The organism is Prosthecobacter sp., from assembly GCF_046154365.1.
Lineage (GTDB): Bacteria > Verrucomicrobiota > Verrucomicrobiia > Verrucomicrobiales > Verrucomicrobiaceae > Prosthecobacter.
The window spans coordinates 1-24,664 of sequence record NZ_JBJXFV010000102.1; the positions used below are offsets into that span (position 1 = coordinate 1).

At 61.3% G+C, this 24,664-nt stretch carries 21 protein-coding genes and 2 pseudogenes; 12 read left to right on the forward strand and 11 right to left on the reverse strand.

What is annotated here, in order from left to right; all coding sequences use genetic code 11:
• The 8 genes and pseudogenes from ACKVY0_RS13080 to ACKVY0_RS13115 all read right to left on the reverse strand — a co-directional run.
• A pseudogene (locus tag ACKVY0_RS13080) lies at positions 1-424 on the reverse strand (hypothetical protein); the annotation flags it as partial.
• Positions 425-465: 41 nt separating this feature from the next.
• Positions 466-2,007 carry a sialate O-acetylesterase gene (locus ACKVY0_RS13085; protein ID WP_409215269.1) on the reverse strand — a complete coding sequence of 514 codons (1,542 nt, stop codon included), beginning with the start codon at positions 2,005-2,007 and terminating at the stop codon, positions 466-468.
• A gap of 36 nt (positions 2,008-2,043) precedes the next feature.
• Positions 2,044-2,541, reverse strand: coding sequence for an EF-hand domain-containing protein (locus tag ACKVY0_RS13090; RefSeq protein ID WP_409215270.1), 498 nt, complete (start codon positions 2,539-2,541; stop codon positions 2,044-2,046).
• Positions 2,542-2,574: 33 nt separating this feature from the next.
• Positions 2,575-2,703 carry a hypothetical protein gene (locus tag ACKVY0_RS13095; RefSeq protein WP_409215317.1) on the reverse strand — a complete coding sequence of 43 codons (129 nt, stop codon included), beginning with the start codon at positions 2,701-2,703 and terminating at the stop codon, positions 2,575-2,577.
• The gene (locus ACKVY0_RS13100) at positions 2,700-2,948 is read right to left on the reverse strand and encodes a hypothetical protein (RefSeq protein ID WP_409215318.1); all 249 of its coding nucleotides are present in this window, start codon (positions 2,946-2,948) and stop codon (positions 2,700-2,702) included. The genes ACKVY0_RS13095 and ACKVY0_RS13100 overlap by 4 nt, the downstream gene beginning before the upstream one ends.
• Before the next feature lie 179 nt (positions 2,949-3,127).
• Positions 3,128-3,595, reverse strand: a pseudogene (locus tag ACKVY0_RS13105) (alpha/beta hydrolase); the annotation flags it as partial.
• Positions 3,592-4,518, reverse strand: coding sequence for a ThuA domain-containing protein (locus tag ACKVY0_RS13110; protein ID WP_409215271.1), 927 nt, complete (start codon positions 4,516-4,518; stop codon positions 3,592-3,594). The pseudogene ACKVY0_RS13105 and the gene ACKVY0_RS13110, both read right to left, overlap by 4 nt.
• Before the next feature lie 71 nt (positions 4,519-4,589).
• On the reverse strand, positions 4,590-5,729 hold the full coding sequence (locus tag ACKVY0_RS13115; RefSeq protein WP_409215272.1) for an alpha/beta hydrolase: 1,140 nt from the start codon (positions 5,727-5,729) through the stop codon (positions 4,590-4,592).
• A 145-nt stretch (positions 5,730-5,874) separates the two neighbouring features.
• On the opposite strand from ACKVY0_RS13115, the gene argH reads away from it, so the two are divergent.
• Genes argH through tatC form a run of 3 tightly spaced genes read left to right on the forward strand, consistent with a single transcriptional unit; the run spans position 5,875 to position 9,023 of the window.
• A complete protein-coding gene (gene argH, locus ACKVY0_RS13120) occupies positions 5,875-7,242 on the forward strand; it encodes an argininosuccinate lyase (RefSeq protein ID WP_409215273.1) in 1,368 nt (455 codons plus the stop codon).
• A 5-nt stretch (positions 7,243-7,247) separates the two neighbouring features.
• A complete protein-coding gene (locus ACKVY0_RS13125; protein ID WP_409215274.1) occupies positions 7,248-7,850 on the forward strand; it encodes an NUDIX hydrolase in 603 nt (200 codons plus the stop codon).
• Between the two features lie 39 nt (positions 7,851-7,889).
• A complete protein-coding gene (gene tatC, locus ACKVY0_RS13130) occupies positions 7,890-9,023 on the forward strand; it encodes a twin-arginine translocase subunit TatC (RefSeq protein ID WP_409215275.1) in 1,134 nt (377 codons plus the stop codon).
• 64 nt (positions 9,024-9,087) lie between these two features.
• Here the strand turns inward: tatC and ACKVY0_RS13135 are convergent, their stop codons facing one another.
• Positions 9,088-10,323 (reverse strand): hypothetical protein, encoded by a 1,236-nt coding sequence (locus tag ACKVY0_RS13135; RefSeq protein WP_409215276.1) that lies wholly within the window; start codon positions 10,321-10,323, stop codon positions 9,088-9,090.
• A gap of 82 nt (positions 10,324-10,405) precedes the next feature.
• On the opposite strand from ACKVY0_RS13135, the gene ACKVY0_RS13140 reads away from it, so the two are divergent.
• From ACKVY0_RS13140 to ACKVY0_RS13160, 5 genes are all read left to right on the forward strand, one after another.
• Entirely contained in the window at positions 10,406-11,128 is a 723-nt protein-coding gene (locus ACKVY0_RS13140) for an isoprenyl transferase (protein ID WP_409215277.1), read from the forward strand.
• Between the two features lie 62 nt (positions 11,129-11,190).
• On the forward strand, positions 11,191-12,666 hold the full coding sequence (locus ACKVY0_RS13145; RefSeq protein WP_409215278.1) for a sigma-54-dependent transcriptional regulator: 1,476 nt from the start codon (positions 11,191-11,193) through the stop codon (positions 12,664-12,666).
• A gap of 59 nt (positions 12,667-12,725) precedes the next feature.
• A complete protein-coding gene (locus tag ACKVY0_RS13150; protein ID WP_409215279.1) occupies positions 12,726-13,382 on the forward strand; it encodes a DUF1080 domain-containing protein in 657 nt (218 codons plus the stop codon).
• A 74-nt stretch (positions 13,383-13,456) separates the two neighbouring features.
• Positions 13,457-14,632 carry a metabolite traffic protein EboE gene (gene eboE / locus ACKVY0_RS13155; protein ID WP_409215280.1) on the forward strand — a complete coding sequence of 392 codons (1,176 nt, stop codon included), beginning with the start codon at positions 13,457-13,459 and terminating at the stop codon, positions 14,630-14,632.
• A 148-nt stretch (positions 14,633-14,780) separates the two neighbouring features.
• Positions 14,781-16,766, forward strand: coding sequence for a bifunctional aldolase/short-chain dehydrogenase (locus tag ACKVY0_RS13160; protein WP_409215281.1), 1,986 nt, complete (start codon positions 14,781-14,783; stop codon positions 16,764-16,766).
• Between the two features lie 63 nt (positions 16,767-16,829).
• Here the strand turns inward: ACKVY0_RS13160 and recJ are convergent, their stop codons facing one another.
• A complete protein-coding gene (gene recJ, locus ACKVY0_RS13165) occupies positions 16,830-18,545 on the reverse strand; it encodes a single-stranded-DNA-specific exonuclease RecJ (protein ID WP_409215282.1) in 1,716 nt (571 codons plus the stop codon).
• A 61-nt stretch (positions 18,546-18,606) separates the two neighbouring features.
• On the opposite strand from recJ, the gene ACKVY0_RS13170 reads away from it, so the two are divergent.
• The gene (locus ACKVY0_RS13170; protein ID WP_409215283.1) at positions 18,607-19,122 is read left to right on the forward strand and encodes a DUF3592 domain-containing protein; all 516 of its coding nucleotides are present in this window, start codon (positions 18,607-18,609) and stop codon (positions 19,120-19,122) included.
• A 450-nt stretch (positions 19,123-19,572) separates the two neighbouring features.
• Here ACKVY0_RS13170 and ACKVY0_RS13175 read toward each other — a convergent pair whose 3' ends face one another.
• Positions 19,573-21,009, reverse strand: coding sequence for an arylsulfatase (locus tag ACKVY0_RS13175; protein ID WP_409215284.1), 1,437 nt, complete (start codon positions 21,007-21,009; stop codon positions 19,573-19,575).
• Positions 21,010-21,076: 67 nt separating this feature from the next.
• Here ACKVY0_RS13175 and ACKVY0_RS13180 point away from each other — a divergent pair, with 67 nt between their 5' ends.
• The 3 genes from ACKVY0_RS13180 to ACKVY0_RS13190 all read left to right on the forward strand — a co-directional run bounded on the left by ACKVY0_RS13180 (position 21,077) and on the right by ACKVY0_RS13190 (position 24,664).
• Complete coding sequence (locus ACKVY0_RS13180; RefSeq protein WP_409215285.1) at positions 21,077-21,844, forward strand: AAA family ATPase; 768 nt, start codon at positions 21,077-21,079, stop codon at positions 21,842-21,844.
• 88 nt (positions 21,845-21,932) lie between these two features.
• The gene (locus ACKVY0_RS13185) at positions 21,933-23,435 is read left to right on the forward strand and encodes a class I adenylate-forming enzyme family protein (protein WP_409215286.1); all 1,503 of its coding nucleotides are present in this window, start codon (positions 21,933-21,935) and stop codon (positions 23,433-23,435) included.
• Positions 23,432-24,664, forward strand: coding sequence for a type III PLP-dependent enzyme (locus ACKVY0_RS13190; protein WP_409215287.1), 1,233 nt, complete (start codon positions 23,432-23,434; stop codon positions 24,662-24,664). The genes ACKVY0_RS13185 and ACKVY0_RS13190 overlap by 4 nt, the downstream gene beginning before the upstream one ends.

The window sequence follows — 24,664 nt, forward strand, 5'->3', positions numbered from 1 at the left end:
AATCACTGCTGCGGCGGAAGTAGATGTCGATCTGCGGAGTGAAGGCCGAAAAGAAGAAAAAGGTCTCTTTTCCGGCCACAAACAGCGACGGATCAAAATCAGCGCGTCCCGCAAAGTCCTGCAAAAGAGTCGCCCCGCCCCAGGTGCGGCCTTGATCCGCTGAAAACGCCTGCATGATGCGCTGCGACTCCGCGCCCTCCGATGGCGACGAAAACCAAGCGGCCATCAATCGCCCATCCGGCAGCACGGCGATGCTCGGCCCGAAGTTGAAGCCCGAGGTGTTCGCCGGGTCCTTCGGATCGGTGCTGGTGTGTTTGAAAATGACCGTGTGGTCAGTGATCTCGATCGGAGACGCTTCAGCGGCGTGGAGCGCGGCGAGCGGCGCGAGCAGCACTGCGATAATGAGTGTGAGGGTGTGGTTCATGAGTTCTGTCGTTCAGTTATCAAGATGATTTTGTCGGGGCCTCACTTCTTCACTGCGGGCCAGTCATCCGTGCGGAAAGGCGAGGCAGGCAACCCCGCGCCATTGGCGAGGCTGTAGTCGGACCAGTCTTTCCACGCATAGCGAACGGCCACAGGCTGCGCGACCTCCTCGCTGCTGATGACGACGGTCTCGCCGACGATCTTCGCCTCGGCGTGCTTCCATTGTTGATCGGCACCGGCTATTTGGAAGCCGGTGAGAGCGCTGCCCTTGATGGATTTCAATCCGCCGTTGGCATGCTTGAATGAAACGCTGATCGCATTGCTGTTGATGGTCGAGCCTGCGGGCAGTGGGCCGCTGATGGCTGGGACATTTTTGCCATACACGGTGCCGAGCGCCCACCAGGAGAGGCGTTTGCCGACATCCTGCTTGTTCTTCGGATGGATGTCCTTCGCATCACCGAGGTCGATGGTGATGGCCATGCCGGTTTTGGGCAGAGCGAGCGTCTTGAGCATGGATTCACGCACTCGCGGCCAGCCTTCGCCGGGCGAGGTGTAATTGGGTAGCTGCACCCAGGCGAAGGGCAATTCGTCCTGCCAAAGCGTGCGCCAGCTGGTGACGAGCTGCGTGAGCTGCTTGTGATAAAGGCCCGCGCTGCTACCGGCGTTGCCTTCGCCTTGATACCAAATCATGCCGCGAAGTGTGTATGGCACGAGATTGACGACCTTGCCATTGAAGAGACCGGCGGGGCCGCCTTTGAGCTTATACATGGCGAGCGGGTCGTTCGGTGCGGGGACGACGAAGGGCGTGCCGTTCGCCTTGGCCTTCTCGGAAGCCGTTTTCCAGGTGGCGAGCTGCTTTTGATGCAAAGCGAGTGCCTGCGCCGGATCGAACTTCAAAAAGGTATCGAGCCGTGTGTCGTAGTTCGACTTCGTCTCAGGATCGGAGGTCTGCACCTCGCCAGCGACCCATGACTCGATCTGCGTGCCGCCCACGGAGGTATTGATGAGGCCGACGGGCACGCCGACTTCCCGGTGAATCTCGCGTCCAAAGAAATACAGCGCCGCAGAGTAGCCCCCGACGGTGTCCGGCGTGCAAGATTGCCATGCGCCTTTGCCTTCGGCCTGTGGCTTCTCGGACGGGCCGGAGCTTTCGCGATAATGACGCATCAGCGGGAACTTCGCCGCCGCTTTCTCCACATCGAAGTGGTAACAACGCGCGACGGTCATCGCCATGTTCGACTGGCCGGAGCCGAGCCACACCTCGCCCACGAGCACGTCCTTCACCTCGACCTTGCGCCCGTCTTTGCCAGTCGCGAGTAACACACGCGGCTCTGCGGAAGCCGCGATGGCATCGAGCTTCAATGACCACTTCCCACCGGCATCTGCGGTCGCGGATTTCGATTGCCCGGCGAAGGAGACGGTCACGGACTCACCCACATCCGCCCAGCCCCAAACGGCGACGGGCTTGTCGCGTTGTAAAACCATGTGATCGCCCAGGACGGAGGCGACCTTCAATTCCGCTGCGGTGAGCGGCAGGAGCGACGTGAGGAAAAGTGCGGAGAGCAGTGTGAGCGTGGGTTTCATGGAATCAGGGCAGCGAGCGTGATGTATCAAAACGCGTTACTTCGTGGGCTTCTTCGTCGTCACGCCACCTTCGACTCGCTTGAGCTTTCCCTCGGCGTGAGCGGTGAACTCCGTGAGATTGAGGAAGCCGTCTTTGCTGGTGTCCGCGCCTTTGAAGTGTTGCATGCTGTGAGCGCCCATCTTCGAGATATTGCGATACTCCAGCGCATCGAGCTTGCTGTCCTTGTTCGCATCGAGTCTGGCGAAGCAGGATTCGATGCCTTCGCTGAGAATCGAGAACCACGTTTGCTTTTTGAGTGCATGAGCGAGTTCGTCGGCGGCGATGAATCCATCGCTATCAGTGTCACCGGCTTTGAAGTGTTCGTCGCCGTGATGCACCGCCTGCACGTCGAGCCGTTTGAACTCTTCGAGAGCAAGCTTGCCGTCTTTGTCCTTGTCGGCGGCATTCATGATGCGCTGCATCAACGGGGCGCTCGGCGTCGCGGTGATGACTGAAGTGGCGAGGAGCAAGGCGGCGGCGAAATGGAGTTTCATTGTGGAATGGCGACAGATGTTGAGTGGCGGGCCTTACTTCAACTCAGGCCGCAGGTGGGCCTTGATGTAGTCGCTGTCGGTGGCGTATTTCACGTTCGGTGCGCCGGGATAGACGAGTTCGCAGGGGACTTGGTGAGCGTCGCAATGTTCCTTGAGCTTCACGCCGAAGTTCGCCGTGTGAGTGGGATCTTTTTCTCCTGACCGAGGTTCGGCGGCGTGCTGTAGAAAAGGCCCACGGGCGGATCGCTGCGGCTGACGAGTTCGTAGGGCGAGTAGTCTTTGATCCAAGGCAGGATGCGTTCGCGGGCGTCGTAGAACATCTGGAAGGAGCCGATTTTCTGCTTCGCATCCCACGCGATGCCGAAGGCGTGCGAGCCGTATTTACTGTTGGGTGTCCATTCACGCATCTGGTGAGGGTCGAGCGTGGTCTGGGCACCGGACACCGCAGAGCAGAGCAGAGCAGAGCAGAGCAGAGCACGCGGGTGGATTCGCGGGCGATGGGATCGGCGCTCGTGGGATCGGCCAGATCATCGTGAAAGGCCAGCCAGAGGCTGGTGCAGGCACCGGCGGACCCGCCGGAGAGGGCGACCTTGGTTTTGTCGAGGTTCCAGTCCTTGGCCTTGCTGCGGCAGAACTGGAGGGCGCGGGCGCAGTCGAGCATCGGTCCCTTCACCGGCGGCACGAGCCCATCGGCAGTGGAATCCTTGGTGGTTCGGTAATCCACGGCGGCCACCGAGATTCCGGCATTGAGCGCTGACAGAATCATGCTTCGGGCCACGGAGCGGTCCCCGCCGGTCCAGCCGCCGCCATGGATGTAAACGAGCAGCGGCGTGGGCTGATCGGACTTGACCCGCCAAAAATAAATCGCCTGCAAGCGATGCGAGCCATACGCGACGTTTTCGTCAGGCTCGACGGGCAGCTCATACTTCCGTCGCTCGGGATTGCCGTCGTAAACGAAAGGTGCTGGTGCCTTGGGCTTCTCCGCCTTCGACGGGGCATCGGCGACGTGGAGCGCGAGCAGCAGGGCGGTGAGGAGGGTGAGGGTGTGTTTCATGGAGCTGTTTTTCCGGATAGCCAGCGCACCGCATTCTCCACCACACGCAGCTGCTCGGCTTGTTGGTAGATGGGGTAGGTTTCATGGCCGGGGCGAAAGTAGAACACGCGACCTTTGCCAACGCTCCACACGCAGCCGCTGCGGAAGTGTTCGCCTTTGTCCCACTTTTCTTCGAACACGACTTCATCCGGCGCAGGCATGTGGAAGGGCTCGCCATACATCTCGGTGCGCGGGATGTCCCACTGCGCGGGCAGTCCGGCGGCGATGGGATGCTGCGGCAGGAGAGTCGTCAGGTGCCCCGGCGCACCGTCATTCCGATACACGGGGAAGACGCACGCTGGCAGCGTGAGCTTCCACACATCGCCCTCGCCCTTCTCGACAAAGGGCGTGATGCGGGCCGCTCGGCCAACGCCTTTGTAATACGGCGCGTCATTGAGGAACTCCCACTTTGCCGTGGCACGCTCGGCTTCTGGCAAAGCCTTGATCGCATCTGTCTTCGCCCGCTCCTGCATGAGGCGGACAAATGGCTTTCCCCAATGCGTGGAGTGCAGGCCGATGAAGCCAAGTTTCCCCTCCATCACACGCTTCACCACCGCCTCCATGCGAGCATCGTCTTGCTCCTTCACGCGACGGTGACACCAAAAGATGAGCACGTCGGTGGCGTCGAGGGTGGCATCGCTCAGGCCTTGGTCTGCATCATCGAGTTTGGCGGTTTTCACTGACAGGCCAGGCTGCTTCTGTAGATGCGTAGCGATGGTTTCGCCGAGGAAGCTCTCGCCATAACCCTCCTTTTGTTGAGGCTGCTGCTCATCCCACACGAGCACACGGATGGTTTTTGCGGATGCGGTGGTGGGCTCGGCGGCATGATGTTGAGCAGGCGGCGCAAGCAGCAGGGCGGCGAGGAGTGGGATGTTGTGTTTCAAATAGGTTATGTTTCATTTGGTGAGTCGGATATTCCCGGGGAACTGATCCAGATGCTGAATGTCGCAGTGAATCACTGGGCCTTTACGGTGGAATAACCTTTCCACAGCCACTCCAGTGCCTGCGGCAGAATCTGCGCCTTCGCGTTGCCTATGCCATGGCCAGCGTTCAAGCAATAGACATACTGGTAGTGATAGCCTTTGGCTTTCAGGACCTTCGCCATGCGGTTGTTCGCTTCCACCCAGTCGTGCATGTCATCGCGCATGACGTTCGGATTGAGCAGATCGCGATCACCGACGGCCATCCAGATGCGCAGCGGCTTCACCGGGCTCTCGGGGATGAGCTTGGCGTGGAAATCCCACGCGCCACCGGGCGTCTCGGGATTGAAGGGCCACTGCTGATTCACGAAGGTGCCGGAGGTGGTCAGCACGCGGTGATACAAATCGGTGCGATACCAGGACATCGCGAGCGCGGCGGAGCCGCCGGAGCTGCTTCCCATCGTGGCGCGGCCTTCGGGATCCTTGGTGAGTTTCACACCGCAGTTCTTCTCCACGAGTGGGAGCACTTCGTTCTCGATGAACTCGGCATAAAGGCCGGACATCGTGTCGTATTCGCGACCGCGTTCGTGACCCTGTGCATCGCCGCCGCCGCTGGAGATGAGGATGGCGATCTGCACCGGCACACGCTTCTGGGCGATGAGGTTGTCGAGGATGTGCGGCAGCGTCATGTCCGGCTTTCCGCGCGGCCCGTCGTGCCCGACGATGAAGGGCGCTTCGGTGCCAGCGACGTATTGCGCAGGCACATAAACGGTGACGAAGCGCTGGTAGTCGATGGGATGCGTCTCCACGATCAGCGTCTTCGGATTCTTCGGATCGACGGTGCCGAAAACGTCACGGGCGATGCCTGGGTTGAAGAGTTTGCAGTCCTTCGACTCCATCGTGAACTGCTGCACCTTCCCCTGTGGCACGCCTTCGACGACTTTGGTTTCCGGTGCCGCGACATAGTCAGGACCGATGACAAAATCGCCCTCGGTATCGACCGGCGCGTTCACACCGGGCTTGCTATCGAGCCGGGTGAACTTCGGCGCTCCCGGCGCATCAAAGGCGCGCGTCGGTGGCTGCGGGCGGTCAGGCTTCTTCGGTTTGTCGGCGCTGAAGCCGGAGATGGTGAGAGACGTGAGACCAAAAAAGAGAACATTGCGGAGGAGAGTCATGGGCAGGGAGTGGTTGGAGGCGGCGCAGACAACGTCGCCAAGTCACCGCCCCGTTCACGAGATGCGCTTTCCCGCCAAGTCAGGGAAAACAGCCCGGCGGTTGCGCCTGCGCTGAAAGCCGTTACTCTCCGCGCCCTCGAAATTTATGTGGAAAGGCCGTTTTGCTCAGGAAACCAGCGCGCTTGTGCAGCGCTACGGAGAATCCGTGTCGTTTGACTGGCGGTTGTTCGCCCATGACATCGCCGGTTCGATCGCGCACTCGAAAGGGCTGCTCAAAGCGGGCATTTTGACCGCCGAAGAACAGCAGAAGATCGAAACGGGGCTGCTGGAGATCCGCCACGAGATCGAGAAAGGAAATTTTGAGTTCAAGGAGTCGCTGGAAGACGTCCACATGAACATCGAGTCCGAGCTGACGAAGCGGATCGGCCCCGCCGGTGCCAAACTGCACACGGCACGCAGCCGGAACGATCAGATCGCGACGGATGTGCGGTTGTACTGCCGCTCGACGATTGATTCGATCCTCCAGAATACCCGCGCGATGCAGGCAGCGCTCATTGAGTGCGCCGAACGTGGTAGCGATGCGGTGATGCCGGGCTACACGCATCTGCAACGCGGGCAGCCGGTGTTCTTCGCGCATCATCTGCTGGCCTATGTCGAGATGCTGGATCGCGATGCGGCGCGGCTCACCGACTGCCGGAAGCGGCTGAATGTGCTGCCGCTGGGCTCCGGCGCACTCGCGGGCAGCACGATCATCCTCGACCGCGAATTCGTGGCGCAGCAGCTCGGTTTTGACGGTGTAACACAGAACTCGATGGATGCGGTCAGCGACCGGGATTTCGTCGCTGAGCTGCTGTTCGCGATCTCCTTGCAGGGCGTGCATCTGTCACGTCTGAGCGAGGATGTGATCCTGTGGGCGAGTGCCGAGTTTGGTTTTGTGACGCTGAGCGATGCGCACACGACAGGTTCGTCGTTGATGCCGCAGAAAAAAAACCCCGACGTGGCTGAACTCACGCGTGGCAAGTCGGCGCGGCTGATTGGCAACCTCATGAGCATCCTCACGCTGCTCAAGGGCCTGCCGATGACCTACAACCGTGATTTGCAGGAGGACAAGGAGCCGCTGTTTGATTCCATCGACACGATCTCGCTCGCCCTCGCAGTTTTCACTGAAATGATCAGCGGCATGGACGTCAATCGTGCCAAAACGCTCGCTGCGGCGAGCGATCCGATGCTGCTGGCGACCGATCTGGCCGATTACCTCGTCAATCACGGCGTGCCGTTCCGTCAGGCGCATGAAGTGATCGGCAAGCTGGTGGCTTACTCGATTGAGCAGAAGCGTGGCTTTGGCGAAATGAAGCTGGAGGAGTTCCAGAAGTTCTCACCAGCCTTTGCAGTTGATGTGACGGCCTGTTTGAACCTCGAAACCGCCATGGCGGCACGGAAGGGCATCGGTGCGCCGTCACCGCAGAATGTGCAGGCCCAGCTTGCCCGCTGGCGTACGGCTTTGAATGCGTAACTGGCATGCAGATCCCGGAATTCGACCTTTACACTCCCGGAGCCGAGCCTGGCTGGCGGAAAACGCGCAGCGAGGCGGTGCTGGATAACCCACATATCGGTGTCGAACGCGCCTGGTTCACGACGCCGAACCGCCATGAAGAAGTGCCGTGGATGGTGGTGCAGCGCAAGGCCGCCGTGGCGATCGCGCCCGTGCTGGAGGATGGACGTTTCGTGATGGTGCATCAGGAACGCCTGCCGGTGATGCAGACGATGTGGGAATTCCCAGCGGGGCAGATCGACACCGAGGTGACCCGCGAATCGATCATCTTCACCGCGTTGAACGAACTGCGGGAGGAGTGCGGCTGCGCCTTGGACAACGAGCACGGCACGCTGCAGCCGCTGGGCTGGTATTTTCCCTCGCAAGGTTTCACCGACGAGATCGTTTATCTTTTCACGGCGAAGCCCGTGTGTGTCGTCAGCCGTCCCGAACCGGATGGAAGCGAACACATCAGCGACGTGCGGTTGGTCAGCGCGGGAGAACTGCGTGGGATGATTGCTGCCAATGCGATCACCAACGCCCTGACGCTGGCTCTCTACGCACGGATCGCGGCCCAAGGACTGCCGTAGTCCTGTTGCATCCGCAAACTCTCTTCCCCTCTCATTCCCATGTGGTCCGGCATCCTCCAAAAAATCTTCAAAGTGCGCGAAAAAGTCGCCATGAACCTCGGCGGCAAGGGCGATGAGGAAAAACCCTTCCTCGATCACCTCGAAGACCTGCGCAAAATGATCGTGCGCATCGTGGTGACGCTGCTGGTTTCGACCATCGGCACGTTTTGCTTCTACGGGAAGCTGTTTGAGATCATCAAGATGCCGCTGTGGGCAACGGGTGTGATCAAGACAGAGGAGCAGCTCAAGAACATGCTGCAAATCCTGACGCCGCAGGAAGGCTTCCTGATGGTGATGAATCTGGCGCTCATCGCGGCGGTCATTTTCGCGTTTCCACTGCTGCTGCTGTTCATTTTGCAGTTCATTCTGCCAGGACTGAAGCCGGCGGAGAAAAAGGCCATTTTCCCGGCCATCGGCATTGGTGCCGGGCTGTTTCTGACCGGAGCATGCTTTGCCTTCTACGTGGTGCTGCCGAAGGCGCTGGAGTTCTTCTACACCTTCAACAACGACCTCGGCCTGACCAACGGCTGGCGGCTGGACGGCTACGTGAAATTCGCCTCACGCTTCATTTTGCTCTTTGGCGTCGCGTTTGAGCTGCCGGTCATCGTCATGGTGCTGGTGAAGCTGGACTTCCTGAACTACAAGCTGATGAGCACGACGCGCTCGTATGCCATCGTCGCCATCGCCATCTTCGCGGCGATCGTCACGCCGACACCTGATCCCTTCACCATGCTGGTGCTGGCCGGGCCGCTGTACATTCTTTATGAGGTGTGCATCTGGCTGGCCTACTTCATGGAGAAGAAGGATCGTGCCGCCTACCCTGAGTACTACGCTGACATCGACAAGGACGCGAAGGAACTGGAGAAGCCGGGCGCTGACGACTGGGACAACGAAAACTACAATCCGTGGTCGTCCGCTGACGATGAGGACGAGCAGAAGGATGAGTATCAGTCCCCTGCCGCCACACCGTCCGCGCCGCCGCCCGAGGTCGAAAAGCCTGAGGAGGAAAATCTTGGCGAGGATCAAAGCTCGCGGATGCCCGAGGAAGATCCTGCGGAACTCCCGACCAAGGAGATGACGCTCGAAGAACTGGCCCGTGAGGATGAGAAACGCTCCGGCGATGCGCCGAAGTGAGCTGGGTTATGAGTTATGGGTTATGGGTTAAGCGTGATGGAACACATCACCCTTAACTCCTAACTCACTTCTCCCGCGCCCCTTCGCAGTCGAGCACGATTACGCAAGGTGCGTCGGCCTGGATGTCGAGTTTGCGCACGAGTAGTCGGGCGAGGTAGGCCTTGCCCCATTCAGTTTCACGATCCAGCAGGCGGCCCAGCGGTGTGTCGCGTTCGACGCAGGCAACGAAGTGCGGATCGCTGCTGGCGGAGACCTGCACATCGAAGGTGAGGTATTTGGCACGCAGTTCGGCGGGAATATCGAGTCCATGGCTGGGGCGCAGGCCAACGTGCATCCACGCCGCCTCGGCACCGGTGTTTTGAAAGAGCCCCGCCAGTTTGCTCTCGTGCGTTTCCAAGAACAGCGGCCAGTGGATGTGGCGTTTGCCATCGGCACCGGTTTCGAGGCGGATGAGGGCGCCATTGGGGCATTTTGAGGTGACGAGCTTGAACAATGGCACGGGTTGGCCGCCTGGGAGTGTCAGCGGCATGCCGGGAATGCGGGCGAGCAGCCGCAGCTCGATTTTCTCCGCAGCAGCACCAAACAGCGTTTCGATCTCAGCGCGGTATTTCTCCGCGTCATGGAAGCATGCGGTGCGCCGCTCTGGCGTATCGGCGGCAAACAGTTCTGTCACCAGCGCCTTCGCATCGGCGGCGATGGCCGCCACATCCGGCAGTGGCATCACTGCGACGGCGGGTGCCGTCTTGGTGATGGGTTGAGCGTTGCGAGTTTCCGCCGCAGCCGGTAGTGGTGCTGCGGCTGCTTTCGTTGCGAAGGCCGGCGCATTCGCCTGATCCCACCACAGCCAGATGGCGCCGCCGCAGACGACCGCGAACGCCAGCAGGATGAAGGCATGTTTCCACGACGAGGTGCGCAGATGCGGCGGGGCCGTGAATTCCGCCGCCGGTGCCGGTGCGCCCGTCGGCATGAGCGCCTGCGAGTGCTGCAAGGTCATCCGCGCGATGGATGCCGTCGGTGCTTGCTCCGGCATGGGTTGCAAACCTGGCCAAGCGGCTGGCTGCGGCACACTCTGCGGCGGCTGCAGCAGCGGAGCCGTCATGCTTTGCAGCGGCTGTGTCTGCGCCACCCGCCGCCGCTCCTGCGTCACCCCCGCCACCTGCACCTGCGTGCCAAACTGTGCCCGCGAACCGCTGTGCGCACAATGTGGGCACTGCGCCACGCCCGCCAGGCTCTGCTGCATGGAGAGAAACGCCTGGCCGCAGGCCGGACAGAGCAGACAGGCGGTGGTGCCGGGATTCATCGTGACGAAAATTTAGCGCAGGCATCTGTAAACAGCGAACTGGTTGTGCAAAGAACCTGACGCGGTAGATTTCACGCTCCGCATGAGCCGCCCCAACGATGATTTGAAGCCCGTCCCACGCCATATCGCCATGATCATGGACGGCAACGGGCGTTGGGCCAAGGAACGCGGCCTGCCGCGCACGGAAGGCCATCGCATGGGCGTAGAAACCGTGCGGCGCGTCGTGGAATGCTGCAGCGAGATCGGGGTCGAGTTCCTCACGCTGTACGCTTTTTCCTCTGAGAACTGGAAGCGTCCAAAGCGCGAGGTCGAAGCGCTGATGAAGCTGCTGGAAATCTTCCTGCGCGGCGAACTGCCGCTGATGATGAAGCAAAACGTGCGCCTCCAGGCCATCGGTCGCCTGCATGATCTGCCGGAATCCTGCCAGAACGAGCTGCATCGCTGCATCGAGACCACGGCAGCAAACACGGGCCTCACGTTGATCCTCGCGCTGAGCTACGGCGGGCGCGAAGAAATCGTCGATGGCGTGAAAAGCCTGCTGCAGAGCATCGAGCGCGGCAATCTCGACAAGGCGATGATCGACGTGGAGGTCTTCAGCAAGCATCTCTACACGCGCTATTATCCCGATCCCGACCTACTGATCCGCACCAGCGGCGAGATGCGCCTGTCGAACTTCCTGCTCTGGCAGCTCAGCTACACGGAGTTCTACATCACCGAAAAGTTCTGGCCGGATTTCTCCAAAGATGACCTCAAGGACGCCATCCGCGCCTTTCACCAGCGCCACCGCCGCTTCGGCGCGGTGTGACGAAAGTTTTGACCTTGCTGCCAATTGCAGCGATAACCGCTCCTCACCCTTTAATCGCCAAAATGCCAGAAAACCCGGACACCCACATCATCATCGTGGATCCAGATGCTGACTTTCTCGGCTGGGCCGCCGCCCATCTGAAGGCTCCGGGTGTGACGATCAGCACCTACGAGCGTGGTGAGGACGCCCTGGCTTCGTATCAAAAAAAGCGTGCCGACCTGCTGCTCACCGAGGTCCGCCTCCACGGCACCACGGGCATCGAACTGCTCAAACGCCTGCGCCAGACCGATCCGCAGTCGATGGTGATCCTCTTCAGCGGCAGCGCCACCACCAGCCACGTCATCGAAGCCATGCGCCTCGGTGCCTACGATGTGCTGGGCAAGGAACGCCTGCCCTATGAGCTGCGCACGGTGGTCGAAAGCGCCCTCACCTCCATCGAAGCACGTCGCGCCACCCGTGCCCAGGCGGCTGAAGTCCCCGCTGAAACGATCCAGGAGACCATCATCGGCCGCTCCGGTCCCATGCAGGAGGTGTTCAAGCTCATCGGCCGCGTCTCGCGTTCCGATGCGCCGGTCATGATCACCGGTGAAAGCGGCTGCGGCAAAGAACTCGTCGCCGGTGCCATCCATAAGTTCAGCCCGCGCGCCCAGAAGGAATTCGTGGCCATCAACGTCACCGCGATCCCGGACAACCTGCTGGAGAGTGAAATCTTCGGCCATGAGAAAGGCTCCTTCACCGGTGCGGTGAACCAGCGCGTCGGCCGCTTCGAGCAATGCGACGGCGGCACGCTCTTCCTCGACGAAATCGGCGACATGCCGCTCGCCGTGCAGAGCAAACTCCTGCGGGTACTGCAGGAAGGCCAGTATTCCCGCGTCGGCAGCAATCAGACGCTGAAGACCGACGTGCGCGTGCTCGCCGCCACCAACAAAAACCTCGAAGACGAAGTCGCCAAGGGTGCCTTCCGCGAAGATTTGTTCTACCGCCTCAACGTCGTGCGCATTCACATCCCACCGCTGCGTGAACGCCACGAAGACGTGCGCATCCTGGCGGAATTCTTCCTCCAGCGTCAGTCCAGCCGCCGCCGTGGGCCGCAGATGCGCTTCACTGAAGACGCCCTCGACATTCTCGACGCCTACGACTGGCCCGGCAACGTGCGTGAGCTGGAAAACACTATCCAGCGTGCCTGCGCCCTGTGTAACTCCGACGTGCTGCTCCCCTCCGACATTCCGCTCGGCAGCAAAGGTTCCCGCCACCACCACTCGCCCACCAGCACCGTCACGCGCATGCGCGACGCCTTGAGCATGCTCGTCAACGTCGCGGAAAAATCCCCCGACATCGAGTTGATGCCATGGGTCGAGCGCGAACTCTCACGCATGGCCTACCGCCACTTTGAGGAGGATGCAGAACGCACCGCCAAATTCCTGGGTGTAAGCAACGCTGCCCTCGAAAGCCACCTCAACGCACCCGCCATCAAAAAAACAGCTTTAGAGAGCCCGGTGGCCGCTCCTGCCGTCAAGAAGGTGAAGAAGGCCAGCTAGCCACGCCGACTGGATGGAAGCTGGACAGCCCCCGCGCCGCGCTGTAAAACAGCGGCCCTATGATCAACCACATCTCTCTTTCCGCCTGTGCGGCATTGCTGGTGTCCGCTGCCACCTTTGCTGCGGACAATAACGACGGCTGGATTTCCATGTTCAATGGCAAAGACCTCTCCGGCTGGAAGTCCAATGAGGAAACCTCCGGTAGCTTCAGTGTCGAGGAAGGCGTCATCAAAGTCAGCAATGGCCGCGCCCATCTGTTCTACACCGGCCCGACTGGCGAAGCGAAATTCCAGAGCTTTGAGTTCAAGGCCAAGGTCAAGCACCTGGAAGGCTCCAACTCCGGCCTCTACATCCACACCAGCTATCAGGAGAAAGGCTGGCCGGAGAAAGGCTACGAGTGCCAGGTGAACAGCACCGCGCACAAAGACCCCAAGAAGACCGGCGGTCTCTATGCGGTGAAAGACGTGCTCGACAAGGCTCCCGTGGGCGATGGCGAATGGTTTGACTACCACATCAAGGTCGAAGGCAAGCACATCACCATCTCCATCAACGGCCAGGTCACCACCGACTGGACCGAGCCCGAGGGCTGGGATCCCGCCACCGCGCTGAAAAACATGCCCGGCCGCAAGCTCAGCGAAGGCACCATCGCCATCCAGGGCCACGACCCAAAGAGTGTCGTGTTTTACAAGGATCTGTTCATCAAGGTCATTCCTTGACCTTCCTGCTAGCGTTTGAATGATGAGGCGGGCGTCTTCGCAGGCGCCCGTCTTCTTTTTTAAAGCCCTCCAACATGCGCCTCAACCACGACATCCATCTCGGCTACTGCACCAACATCCATCGCGGCGAGACGTGGGAGGAAACGTGGAACGGCCTCAAGCACTACACGCTCCGCGTCAAAGACCGCGTCAGCGGTGGCAAGCCGTATGGCATCGGCCTGCGCTTGAGCGAGCAGGCCGCACGCGAGTTGAGCGCCCCTGGGAAAATCGCCGAGTTCAAGGCCTGGCTCGATGTGAACGGCTGCTACGTTTTCACCATCAACGGCTTCCCGTATGGCGCCTTCCACGGCACGCGGGTCAAAGAGCATGTCTTCAAGCCGGACTGGAGCACGCAGGAGCGGCTCGTTTACACCAATCTGCTCTTCGACATCCTCGCGCAGCTTCTCCCGCCGGGTGTCAGCGGCAGCGTCAGCACGCTGCCGGGTTCCCACAAGACCTTCGGTGTCGGTGCCGATGAATTGCAGGCGATCTTCACGAACCTGCGCCTCTGCCGTGAACACATCGAGAAAGTCGCCACGAAGAGCGGGCATGACCTGCATCTCGGCATGGAGCCTGAGCCGCTCGGCTTGTTCGAGACCAGCGGCGAGACGCTGAAGTTTTTCGGCCTCTACTTCGACCGCAATCCGCGTGATCACGATTTTTTTAAGTTCATCGGCCTCAACTACGACACCTGCCATCTCGCCATCGAGTTTGAGGACGCCAAGAAGGCGCTCGACCGCATCACTGGGGCCGGTATCCGCCTCAGCAAGCTGCATTTCAGTTCCGCGCTGAAACTCAAGCCGACCGCCGAGAATGTGGCGAAGCTCCATGCCTTCGATGAACCGGTCTATTTTCATCAAGTCATCGCCAGTTACGGCAAGGATGAGCCTGTGCGGCGGTTCAAAGACCTCCCCGATGCGTTGAAGTTCGCCCAAACGAATCCCAACGAGCTCGGCGAGGAGTGGCGCGTCCACTTCCATATCCCGATCCACGCCCAGCCCGGCGGCGGCTTTGACAGCACCCGCGATCATCTCATCGGCGCGATGGACTGGTTGGCCGCGAATCCCACTAAATGCCAGCACATCGAGATGGAAACCTACACCTGGGAAGTCCTGCCGCAGGACATGCGCAGCGGCGATGTCGTCGATCAGTTGGTGAAGGAATACGAGTGGACCTTGGGTGAGATGGGGGGGCGCGGCATCGGAGGATAGCCGTCCCGGCTGTCAGTGGATCGAGGCGTCCCGCCTTTTCGGGAAAGGCGAGACGCCCCAATCCATCGACAGGCCGGAGGCCTATCCTCCTTGACGCCTTGACATCTCCCCCGCCTTCCCCCAAGTCTGCCGCTTCCATTTCCCCACCATGCAATCCCTCTGGAACGACACTGAAGCCGCCACTTTCGGCACCGATCTGCTCGGAAAACGCGTTTACACCTCCCGTCTGCTCGGACGCAATCCCGCGCTGGTCCTTCATGGCGGCGGCAACACCTCGGTAAAGATCACGGAGCAGGACTTTTTCGGCGAATTGGTCGAGCTTTGCTACGTCAAGGGCAGCGGCTGGGACCTGGCGACCATCGAACGCGCCGGTTTCTCTCCCGTACGGCAGACCGCTCTTATCAAGATGTCCAAACTCGCCACGATGAGCGATGAAGACATGGTCACACAGCAGCGCGCCGCGATGACCAACCCGAACGCACCCGCCGCGAGCATCGAGGCGATCCTGCACGCCATCCTGCCGTTCCGTTTCGTCGATCACAGCCACGCGAACGCCATTTCCGCCCTCACCTGCGCCGCTGATGGCGAAGCGCGGGTCCAGGAACTCTACGGCAAGCGCGTCATCGTCGTCCCGTATGTCATGCCGGGCTTCATCCTGGCCAAAACCATCGCCGAACTCATCGCTGGCCGCGATCTGCGCATGGAAGGCATCCAGGGCATGGTCTTGCTGAAGCACGGCCTGTTCACCTTCGACGACGAAGCGCGCAAGAGCTACGAGTTGCACATCGAGATGGTGACGATGGCGGAAGAATGGCTAGCCGGTAGGGCAGGCGTCTCGCCTGCCACGAGTGAAGCGGGCATCCTGCCCGAATCCGTGGACCTGGCGAGCCTCGCAAAACTCCGCCGCGCTGTCTCAAAAGTCCGTGGTTTCCCGCAAATCGCCCGCCTCAACGCTTCCCCGGAAGCCGTCGGCTATGCGAACCTCGCAAACGTCGCCGAGTTCGGCACCCGCGGCCCGTTGACGCCCGATCACAGCATCCGCACCAAGCGTGCGCCCGCCTTCATCGGTGACGACATCGACGCGAGCGTGCAGAAGTTCGCCAATGACTACGCGGCATACTTCCAGCGTCACGCCAACGGCCAAACGATGCTCGATGCAGCCCCGCGCTTTGCGATCTGGCCCGGCCAAGGCATCGTCAGCTTCGGCGACACGCTGAAGGACGCCAAGATCGTCTTCGACATCGCCGAAAGCACCGCTGCCACCGTGCAACTCGGTGAAGCCGTCGGCGGTTGGGAGCCACTGCCGGAGAAGGACATCTTTGAGATCGAGTATTGGGATCTGGAGCAGGCCAAGCTGCGCAAAGGCCCGGCCCGCAAGGTGCATCAGGGCAAGGTGGCGCTTGTCACCGGTTGTGCGGCTGGCATCGGCTTCGCCATCGCAGAATCCCTTGCCGAGCAAGGCGCGCAGGTGGTCGGCCTCGACATCGACAAGGACATCCCTGCCATCATGGCAAAGATCGGCGGCATCGGCATCGTCGTGAACCTCACGGAAGACCAGCCCGTCCAGGACGCGATTGATTTCACCGTGCGCGAGTTCGGCGGCATCGACATCGTCGTCAGCAACGCCGGCATCTTCCCGAAGAACGATCATCTCGACGCCATGGCCCAGACCGATTGGGACCGCACCCTCATGATCAACCTCACGAGCCATCAGAAGCTCATGAACAAGGTCATCCCGTTTGTGAAGCAGGGCCTCGACGCCAGCATCATCTTCGTCGGCAGCCGCAACTTCAAAGCCCCCGGTCCAGGAGCCAGCGCCTACTCATGCTCCAAGGCTGCGCTCACGCAGCTCTGCCGCGTCGCCGCGCTCGAACTCGCCCCACACCAGATCCGCGTCAATATCGTGCACCCCGACGCCGTCTTCGACACCAAGCTCTGGACCCCCGAGGCCCTGCTCAAGAGCGCCACGCGCTACAACATGACCGTCGAGGAGTACAAGACCAAGAACCTCATGAAGGTCGAGATCAAGAGCAAGGACATCGGCAACATGGTCGCCGCCATGGCCTCACCGTTGTTCGCGAAAGTCACCGGTGCGCAGATTCCGGTGGATGGCGGGAATGACCGGGTGATTTGAACCATTAACAGCTCATGCTATTGACCTGACTGATTCAGCATGGGCAAGTCTTAGCACGGAAGATCACTCCGCCGAACGCACGGCTTCCAGCGTGAGCTGCCATTGCTCCTGGCCGCGGAACCAGCCGCGCTGCACGCGCATCGCCACATCCCACGGGGCAGGGGGGAGCTTGCCGATCGGCGCATTGAACCAGCGTGCCTCCATCGACGCGCCGTCCTGTGTAAGCATGATGCGCAGATGTTTTTCCTTCATCGCGCGGCCGGGAAGTTTCGGCGTCACGCGACGGCAGAAAAACAGCGGCTCCGTGTTTCGCTGGCCGAAGGGTTCCAGCAGCTTGTAGCTCTCCAAAAAATTCAGCGAGAGATCGCGCAGCTTCACTTCCGCATCGAGTTCGAGCACGGCGGTCATCGCCTCCTTGCTCAAGGCCTCGCGTGCTGCTGCTTGAAACGCCGTGCGGAACGCATCCAGGTTCTCTTCTCTGATCGAGATGCCCGCCGCCATCGCATGGCCGCCGCCGCCGAGCAGATGCTCGCCGCAGGTCTCGATGGCCGCTACAAGCGAGAATCCTGGAATGCTGCGCCCGCTGCCCTTGCCGATGCCATTTTCATCAATCGACACGAGGATCGTCGGCCGGTGGCACATGCGCGAGATGCGCGAAGCCACGATGCCGATCACGCCGGGATGCCAGTTGCGCGAGCCGAGCACGATGGCGGAAAGCTTTTCGAGATCGCCTAGGGTGCGGAGCATCGCGTCGGCCTCCACATGCACCTGCTGCTCCACGTTTTGACGGTCCTTGTTATGCGCTTCGAGCAACTCGGCGAGTTCGGCCCCGAGCGCGTCATTGTCCGCCAGCAGCAGGTTCAGCGCAGTGGCGGCAGTGTCGAGACGGCCCGCAGCATTCAACCGCGGCCCCAGGCGGTAGCCCACATGATGCGTCTGCACCAGCCCCTCGACACCGGCGATTTGTTTCAGCGCACGCAGACCGTGACGTGTGGTTTGTGCCAGCGCTTCGAGTCCACGCCGCACCAGCAGGCGGTTTTCATCAATCAGCGGCACCAAGTCCGCCACGGTGCCGAGGGCGACCAGATCAAGCGTCTCCTTCAAATCATAGCTCTCAATCATGCGCGCCTTCAGCAGCGCATGCGAAACCTTGAAGACGAGTCCTGCGGTGCAGAAGTAGTGGTAGTCAGTGCCCAACTTCGGATTCACCAACGCAAGACAGTCGGGGCGACCCAGCGGCGACAGTTCATGGTGATCCACGATCACGCAGTCCACCCCATCGGCCTTCAGTCGCGCCACTTCCGTGAGCGAGGTCGTGCCACAGTCGAGCGCGATGAGCAGGTCCGGCTTGCCAAACTGCTCGTAGCAGCGTGCGATGCCGTCGTGGCTCAGTCCATAGCCCTCTTCCAAGCGCGTGGGCAGGAACAGATGTGTGTCGAGGCCGTACGCCTTCAAGATCAAATGCATCAGCGCCATCGAAGTCACGCCATCCACATCGTAGTCGCCGTAGAGCACAACGTTCTCCTTGTGGTCCACCGCGCTCAGAATGCGCTCCACTGCGGCGTGCATCTCCGGCAGCACCGTGGGATCGCCGAGAGATGCGAGTTTTGGCACCAGGAAATCACGCGCCCGCTCCACCGTGGTGATGCCGCGCTGGATGAGCAGTTGCGCCATCAGCGGCGACACGCTCATGTCCGCCGCCAGCTCGGCAGCCCCCTCCACGGCAGGCTTCAGCAGCCAGCGTGGCGGACGGATCGAGATGGGGGATGGTTCAATCATGCGGAGGTTTGCGAGAATGCAGCATCTCTTGTATGGAACACACACGAAGCAGAGTCAAAGCATGCTTCCCACGCCGATGACGCACAAAAATTTTACATCCATCACCGCAGGCCGTTGGTGGCTCTGCGCGCTGGGCATGTTCCTTGTCATCGTCGGTTCGTTTTTCGCGTGGCGCATGTGGCTCTCATATGAAACAGCGCAGATCACGCGGCGCTGGACGCAGGTTCCCTGCCGCATCGTTTCATCACGCATCGTCAGTGAACGACCCACACCGCACTCACCGCCAGCGCATCGCGTTGAAGTGCGCTACGAGTATGAATTCAACGGCATGAAGCACACCAGCACGCGCATTCGCCAGGTCGAGTCCGCACCCACGCAGCATCTCGATCATGCACAGTTGAATCAGCAAAACTATCCCACCAGTTCATCGCAGCTCTGCTTCGTGAATCCAGCGTCTCCCGCTGAAGCCGTGCTGCAGCATGCCTCACGCGCCGCGCTGTATTCCATCTGGTTTCCGCTCCTCTTCGTCGTCGGCGGCATCGGCATGCTGCGCGGCGCGTTGCGGCGCGCGCCATGAGTCAAAACGCCATCTGCATGCCAGCCCAACGGTGTGTCGCCGGATGCTGTCGTAGGCGACAGAAATCCTGACCTCGGGCGCTTCTTGAACTGTGACAAGGAATGTCAATGAGCTTCTGCGGTTCAATCCAAATTAACCGCAGAGGCTGGACGGTCGCAGAGCAGAACTGGATCACTGAGTTTCCCCTGGGGTAAGGATGTCGTAGGCTGGGTGTGGCGTAAGCCCGCCCGGCTGAACGGTGCGCACAGGGCGAACCAACGCAGACGACCGGGCTGTCGCCACAGTCATTCTACCTCATGCCAGCGACGCACCCCAAGCCCAACGGGCTTGCGTCATGCAGCCCAGGGTTGCGCGCAGCGCTACCCTGGGTTCCAGCGCGAACACCCTTGGTTCTCAAGGACGAACCCCAACGGGGTTCCGTCCATCGCCGTGCCACCGCCAGTCATGCCATCACTCAGGCGCACGCCATGAGTCACGCATAAGCTGTTCCAGCTCCGCGACGATCTCCGGCTTCTCCGCCGTGAGATTTTTCTCTTCGCCGATGTCTGTTTCGAGGTTGTAGAGCAGCTTTTCGAGCGGCTTTGCCTTCGCCTTGGCCTTCGCACCTCGCGGCTCGGCTCCTGTGTTGAGATGAATCAGCTTCCACGGCCATTTCAGCACCGCCCGCTTACCGCCCTGCTCGTTAAAGGCCCAATACAGATGTGAATGCTGCTTCTGCCCCACTTTCCCGAGCAGCGTCGGCACCAACGACATGCCATCCGTCTCCGCCGTCAGCTTCGCGCCACTCAACTCGGCCACCGTCGGCAGCAAATCCTGAAATCCGCTTACATGTTCGCTCACCGCGCCTGATTTCACCTTCCCGGGCCACCACGCGATCAACGGCACGCGAATGCCGCCATCCGTCATGTCACGCTTCGTGCCTTTGAAGTCGCCGTTGCTGTTGAAGAAGTCGCTGTCATGCCCGCCCTCGTGATGTGGTCCGTTGTCGCTCGAAAACATCACCAGCGTGTTCTTGTCGATGCCGAGTTCCTTCAACCGCGCCGTGATGCGGCCCACCTCGTTGTCCAGAAAACGGATCAAAGACGCAAAGCCCTTCTCCGCCGCCGGCCAGTCCTTGTCCTTGAACTCGCCGTAGTCCGGGCACTCCATCCCATGCCCCAGCGGCGAGTCTTTGCCCGCCTCGTTGTTCGCATGCGGAATATTCAATGCGTAGTAGAGGAAGAACGGCTCTTGCGCCTTGGCACGCTCGCCGAGATAGCGCTGCACATCCTCCGCCAGCAACTGCGGCACCCACGCCTTGCGTCCGTCCAGCGGTGCCACGCCCGTGCCCACGAGATCGCTGTCCTTGTAATCCTGTGCGTTCTTGAACGAACCTTCGATCACCGTGTTCGGCAGTTCCACCATCTTGCCGCTTCGAATCAGCGCCTTCGTGTAGAAGTTGTGCGCGTGACTCGTTCCCACGTAGCCAAAGAACTCATCGAACCCCTTCCGCTGCGGATCATCCAGCGGCAGCGGTTTGCCCAGGCCGAATTTGCCGATGCAGGCCGTGTGATAGCCCGCTGACTTCAGCAGCGACGGCACCGTCACGTCCGAATCTGGGATAATCCACGGATCATTCCCCCGCACCCGACAGTGCCCCGTATGCAATCCAGTCATCAGCACACAACGCGACGGCGCGCACACCGTGCTGCCCGAGTAATGCCGCGTGAACCTCATCCCCTCCGCCGCCATGCGGTCGAGATTCGGCGTTGTCAGCATCTTCTGCCCGTAACAGCCGAGATCACCGTAACCGAGGTCATCGACGAGGATGTAGATGATGTTCGGCTGCTCCGCCGCACGGGCAAACGTTCCGATGACAACCAGTGCGAGAATGAAAAGTGACTTCATGGTCGAACGAAACGCAGCAACTCGCGCCTTGCTTCATTAAAACAGGTCTTTAGCCTCCAGCGAGGCCATGACCCGTCACTTCCTCCATTCCGTTGCGCTTGATCGTGGCACCGTCTCTGACTGGGACACACATCCCTTTTCCGTCCCAGCCATTCGTCAGCTCAAAAATCTCGAACTGCATCCCAAGGTCACCTTCTTCGTCGGCGAAAACGGCTCCGGCAAATCCACGCTGCTCGAAGCCATCGCTGAAAAACTCGGCTTTCGTTCCTCCGGCGGCAGCCGCGTCGAAAGCCAGTTCAAACACGACTACGCCTCGCCGCTGACCCCGCTCATCAGCCTGTCGCGCACCAGCAACCGGCCCATGGACGGCTTCTTCCTCCGCGCCGAGAGCTTCCACAACTGGGCCACCGAACTCGATGAACTCGAAGCCACGCCCTTCTGCGGCGGCGTCTTGAAATCCTACGGCGGCAAAAGCCTCCACGCCCAGTCCCACGGCGAGTCCTTCCTGAATCTGCTCACTCAGCGCATCGACGGCCACGGCATCTACCTCTTTGACGAACCCGAGGCCGCGCTCTCCCCGCAGCGCCAGCTTTCCATGCTCGTGCGCCTGCATGACCTCGTGGATGAATTTTCCCAGTTCATCATCGCCACGCATTCCCCGCTCATCATGGCCTACCCGGACGCATGGATCTATCAATTCGGCCCCGAAGGCATCGAACGCGTCAATTACGAGGACACCGAGCATTACCAGATCACGCGTGGCTTCATGCGGGATCACAAAGGCATGCTGAAACGGCTGCTGCGAAGGGAAGACGAGTTGGATTTCGAGGGTTGAGCGGTTTGAGGGGCGGTTTCAGCAAATCACTGAGCAATCGCTGCTTGATTCCAGAAACTGGAGGGTGTTCATTTTCCGCTCTGCACGCATGTCCGCGTTTCATTTGTCCGATTTTCTGCTCCAAGCCGCCGCTCATTTCCCTGAGCGGCTGTTTCTGTTCTCGGAGGAAAAGGAGATGACGTATGCGGCGGCGGCCGGGCTCGTGGACAGGCTGGCGGCGGGTATGTTGGCCGCGGGGATGAAGCCTGGTGAGCGTGTGTTGATCGTGTCTGAAAATCGCCTGGAACTGGCGCTGACGACGCTGGCGGCGATGCGTGCGGGAGCGGTTTTTTCGGTGCTGACGTCCCAGATCACGCTGGCATCGTTTGAGCGGATCGTGAGCCAGTGTGAGCCGGCGCTGATCCTGCTGGAGACCAGGCGTGCGGACCTGAAAGCGGCCTGCGCCGGCATCAGGACGCTGGTGATTGAGGATGATTTCGATGCGCTGGCACAAACGGAGGCCGTGGAGCTGCCCAAAGCGGCGGGCGGCGATGCGCTCGCCTTTCTGGTCTTCACCTCCGGCTCCACCGGAATGCCGCGCGGGGTGATGCTGAGCCATGCGAACGTGGAATTCGTCACAGAGGCGATCCTGCGGCGGCTGCAGTATCGCATGGACGACCGGATCGGCGTCTTTCTGCCGCTGTCGTTCGACTATGGCTTCTACCAGCTCTTTTACACGATGATGACGGGCGCGGCCTTGTTCATCGGGCGTCCGGAGATGTCCGGACCCGAGCTGCCGCGCATCCTGGCACGCCATGAGATCACCATCGTGCCCGGAGTGCCCACGCTCTTTGCCGGACTGATCAAAATGCAGTCGTGGCGTCCCGTGCCGCTGCCCAGGCTGCGTGCTTTCACGAATACGGGCGATCATCTGCCGCTGGCGCACATCCGTCAGTTGCAGCGGCTTTTTCCAGAGGTGCGAGTGTTCCCGATGTATGGCCTGACGGAGTGCAAGCGCGTCTCCATCATGCTGCCGGAGGAAATCGACGCGCATGAAAATAGCGTGGGCCGCGCGCTGGACGGCACGGAGGTGTGGGCGGAGTCGCCGGAGGGGCAGCGCCTGCCGCCGGGCGAGGTGGGTGAATTCATCGTGCAGGGGCCGAATGTCGGGCTGGGCTACTGGCGCGCTCCCGAGGAGACGGCGAAACGCTACCGCACGCTGCCGGATGGCTCGCGTCTGCTGGTGACGGGCGATTACGGCTCCGTGGATGCGGAGGGCTTTCTGCACTTCCATGCGCGCAGCGATTTCATGATCAAGCACAAGGGCCACCGCATGAGCCCGGTGGAGATCGAGGAGGCCGCGTGCCGCTCGCCGCACATCGTCGCCGCAGGCTGCATCAAGGACGACGAGCGCGACAAGCTCTGCCTCTTCATCACCACCGTGCCCGATGAACGCCCTGAGGACGCGGTGATCCTCGCCACGCTGGCGGAGACGCTGGAGCGGGCAAAGATCCCCGACCGCCTGATTCATCTGCCAGAGCTGCCGCGCACGGCAAACCAAAAAGTGGACCGCAAGGCGCTGCGCGCGCTGCTCGCGGCTGAAACGGCATGAATGCAGACCTCGCCAGCACGCTCACGCATCGCCACGGCACACCGCTGTATGCGTATGACCTCGCGCAAATCAGCGCGCGCGCGGAAGAACTCTTCCAGGCGCTGCCGCAGGGCTCCGCCGTCTGCTATTCCTTCAAGGCCAATCCGCTCCCGGCCGTCGCACGACGCGTGCGTGAGTGCGGCGGGCGTGCGGAGATCACCTCCGAGGGCGAACTGGCCGCGGCGCTTGCTGCCGGCTTCACCGGCGCGCAGATGCTCTTCGGAGGGCCGGGAAAAACGGCGCACGAACTCGACGCGGCGTTGCAGGCCGGCATCCGGCTTTTCTCGTGCGAGAGTTTTCGCGATCTGGCGGCGCTTTCCGCGGCCTGCGGGCGTCATCAAGCCGATGCCGAGGTGCTGCTGCGCGTGAATCCATCGGAAGCGCCGGACGCACGACTGGCGATGACGGGCGTGGAGAGCCAGTTCGGCTTTGCCGAGCCCTTGCTGCTTGATCCCGCTGCGCGCCCGCAGGTTCATCTGCCCGGGCTGAAGATTGCGGGCATTCACATCTATTTTGGCACCCAGGTGGCCGGTGTGGACGCGCTGGTGACGAACACACGCCGCGCGCTCGAGTGCGCGGAGCGGATCGAGGCCGCGCTCGACTTCGAGTGCCGCATCTTCAATGTCGGCGGCGGATTTCCCTGGCCCTATGCCAATGATCACGCTCCCACAGCGCTCACGGGCCTGCGCGAGGCCTTGACCACGCTCTGGCAGGCCACGGCGGGTGCGCGACGCGGCGCGGAGCTGTGGTTCGAATCCGGCCGCTGGCTCTGCGCGAGCAGCGGCTGGCTCATCGCGCGTGTGCTGGACCTGAAACCCTTCCCCGCACGCACTTTCGTCATCCTCGACACGGGCATCCATCACCTCGGCGGCATGGCGGGCCTCGGGCGTGTGCCGCGGGGTGCCGTGACCGTTTTCAATCTGAGCCGCGATGTCGCCGCCGAGCCTGCGATGACCGCCGATCTTGTGGGACCGCTCTGCACGCCGCTGGATGCGCTGGCACGCGGTTTGAAGATCCCGCCCGTGCAGCCTGGTGATCTCATCGGCATCCCGAATGTGGGTGCCTACGGCGTCACGGCCAGCCTGCTCGCCTTTCTCAGCCATCCGCCGCCGGTGGAGGTGGCGCACCAGCACGGCGCGGAAGTCGAAGTCTGGCAGCTTCGTCATGGTCACGACCGGATTTCTCGATAA

What these genes read in the sequence shown, in the direction of transcription:
- ACKVY0_RS13085 (WP_409215269.1), bottom strand. Translation starts at nt 2,007, where the DNA reads ATGAAACCCACGCTCACACTGCTCTCCGCACTTTTCCTCACGTCGCTC.
- ACKVY0_RS13090 (WP_409215270.1), bottom strand. Translation starts at nt 2,541, where the DNA reads ATGAAACTCCATTTCGCCGCCGCCTTGCTCCTCGCCACTTCAGTCATC.
- ACKVY0_RS13100 (WP_409215318.1), bottom strand. Translation starts at nt 2,948, where the DNA reads ATGCGTGAATGGACACCCAACAGTAAATACGGCTCGCACGCCTTCGGC.
- ACKVY0_RS13115 (WP_409215272.1), bottom strand. Translation starts at nt 5,729, where the DNA reads ATGACTCTCCTCCGCAATGTTCTCTTTTTTGGTCTCACGTCTCTCACC.
- argH (WP_409215273.1), top strand. Translation starts at nt 5,875, where the DNA reads ATGTGGAAAGGCCGTTTTGCTCAGGAAACCAGCGCGCTTGTGCAGCGC.
- ACKVY0_RS13125 (WP_409215274.1), top strand. Translation starts at nt 7,248, where the DNA reads ATGCAGATCCCGGAATTCGACCTTTACACTCCCGGAGCCGAGCCTGGC.
- tatC (WP_409215275.1), top strand. Translation starts at nt 7,890, where the DNA reads ATGTGGTCCGGCATCCTCCAAAAAATCTTCAAAGTGCGCGAAAAAGTC.
- ACKVY0_RS13135 (WP_409215276.1), bottom strand. Translation starts at nt 10,323, where the DNA reads ATGAATCCCGGCACCACCGCCTGTCTGCTCTGTCCGGCCTGCGGCCAG.
- ACKVY0_RS13140 (WP_409215277.1), top strand. Translation starts at nt 10,406, where the DNA reads ATGAGCCGCCCCAACGATGATTTGAAGCCCGTCCCACGCCATATCGCC.
- ACKVY0_RS13145 (WP_409215278.1), top strand. Translation starts at nt 11,191, where the DNA reads ATGCCAGAAAACCCGGACACCCACATCATCATCGTGGATCCAGATGCT.
- ACKVY0_RS13150 (WP_409215279.1), top strand. Translation starts at nt 12,726, where the DNA reads ATGATCAACCACATCTCTCTTTCCGCCTGTGCGGCATTGCTGGTGTCC.
- eboE (WP_409215280.1), top strand. Translation starts at nt 13,457, where the DNA reads ATGCGCCTCAACCACGACATCCATCTCGGCTACTGCACCAACATCCAT.
- ACKVY0_RS13160 (WP_409215281.1), top strand. Translation starts at nt 14,781, where the DNA reads ATGCAATCCCTCTGGAACGACACTGAAGCCGCCACTTTCGGCACCGAT.
- recJ (WP_409215282.1), bottom strand. Translation starts at nt 18,545, where the DNA reads ATGATTGAACCATCCCCCATCTCGATCCGTCCGCCACGCTGGCTGCTG.
- ACKVY0_RS13170 (WP_409215283.1), top strand. Translation starts at nt 18,607, where the DNA reads ATGCTTCCCACGCCGATGACGCACAAAAATTTTACATCCATCACCGCA.
- ACKVY0_RS13175 (WP_409215284.1), bottom strand. Translation starts at nt 21,009, where the DNA reads ATGAAGTCACTTTTCATTCTCGCACTGGTTGTCATCGGAACGTTTGCC.
- ACKVY0_RS13180 (WP_409215285.1), top strand. Translation starts at nt 21,077, where the DNA reads ATGACCCGTCACTTCCTCCATTCCGTTGCGCTTGATCGTGGCACCGTC.
- ACKVY0_RS13185 (WP_409215286.1), top strand. Translation starts at nt 21,933, where the DNA reads ATGTCCGCGTTTCATTTGTCCGATTTTCTGCTCCAAGCCGCCGCTCAT.
- ACKVY0_RS13190 (WP_409215287.1), top strand. Translation starts at nt 23,432, where the DNA reads ATGAATGCAGACCTCGCCAGCACGCTCACGCATCGCCACGGCACACCG.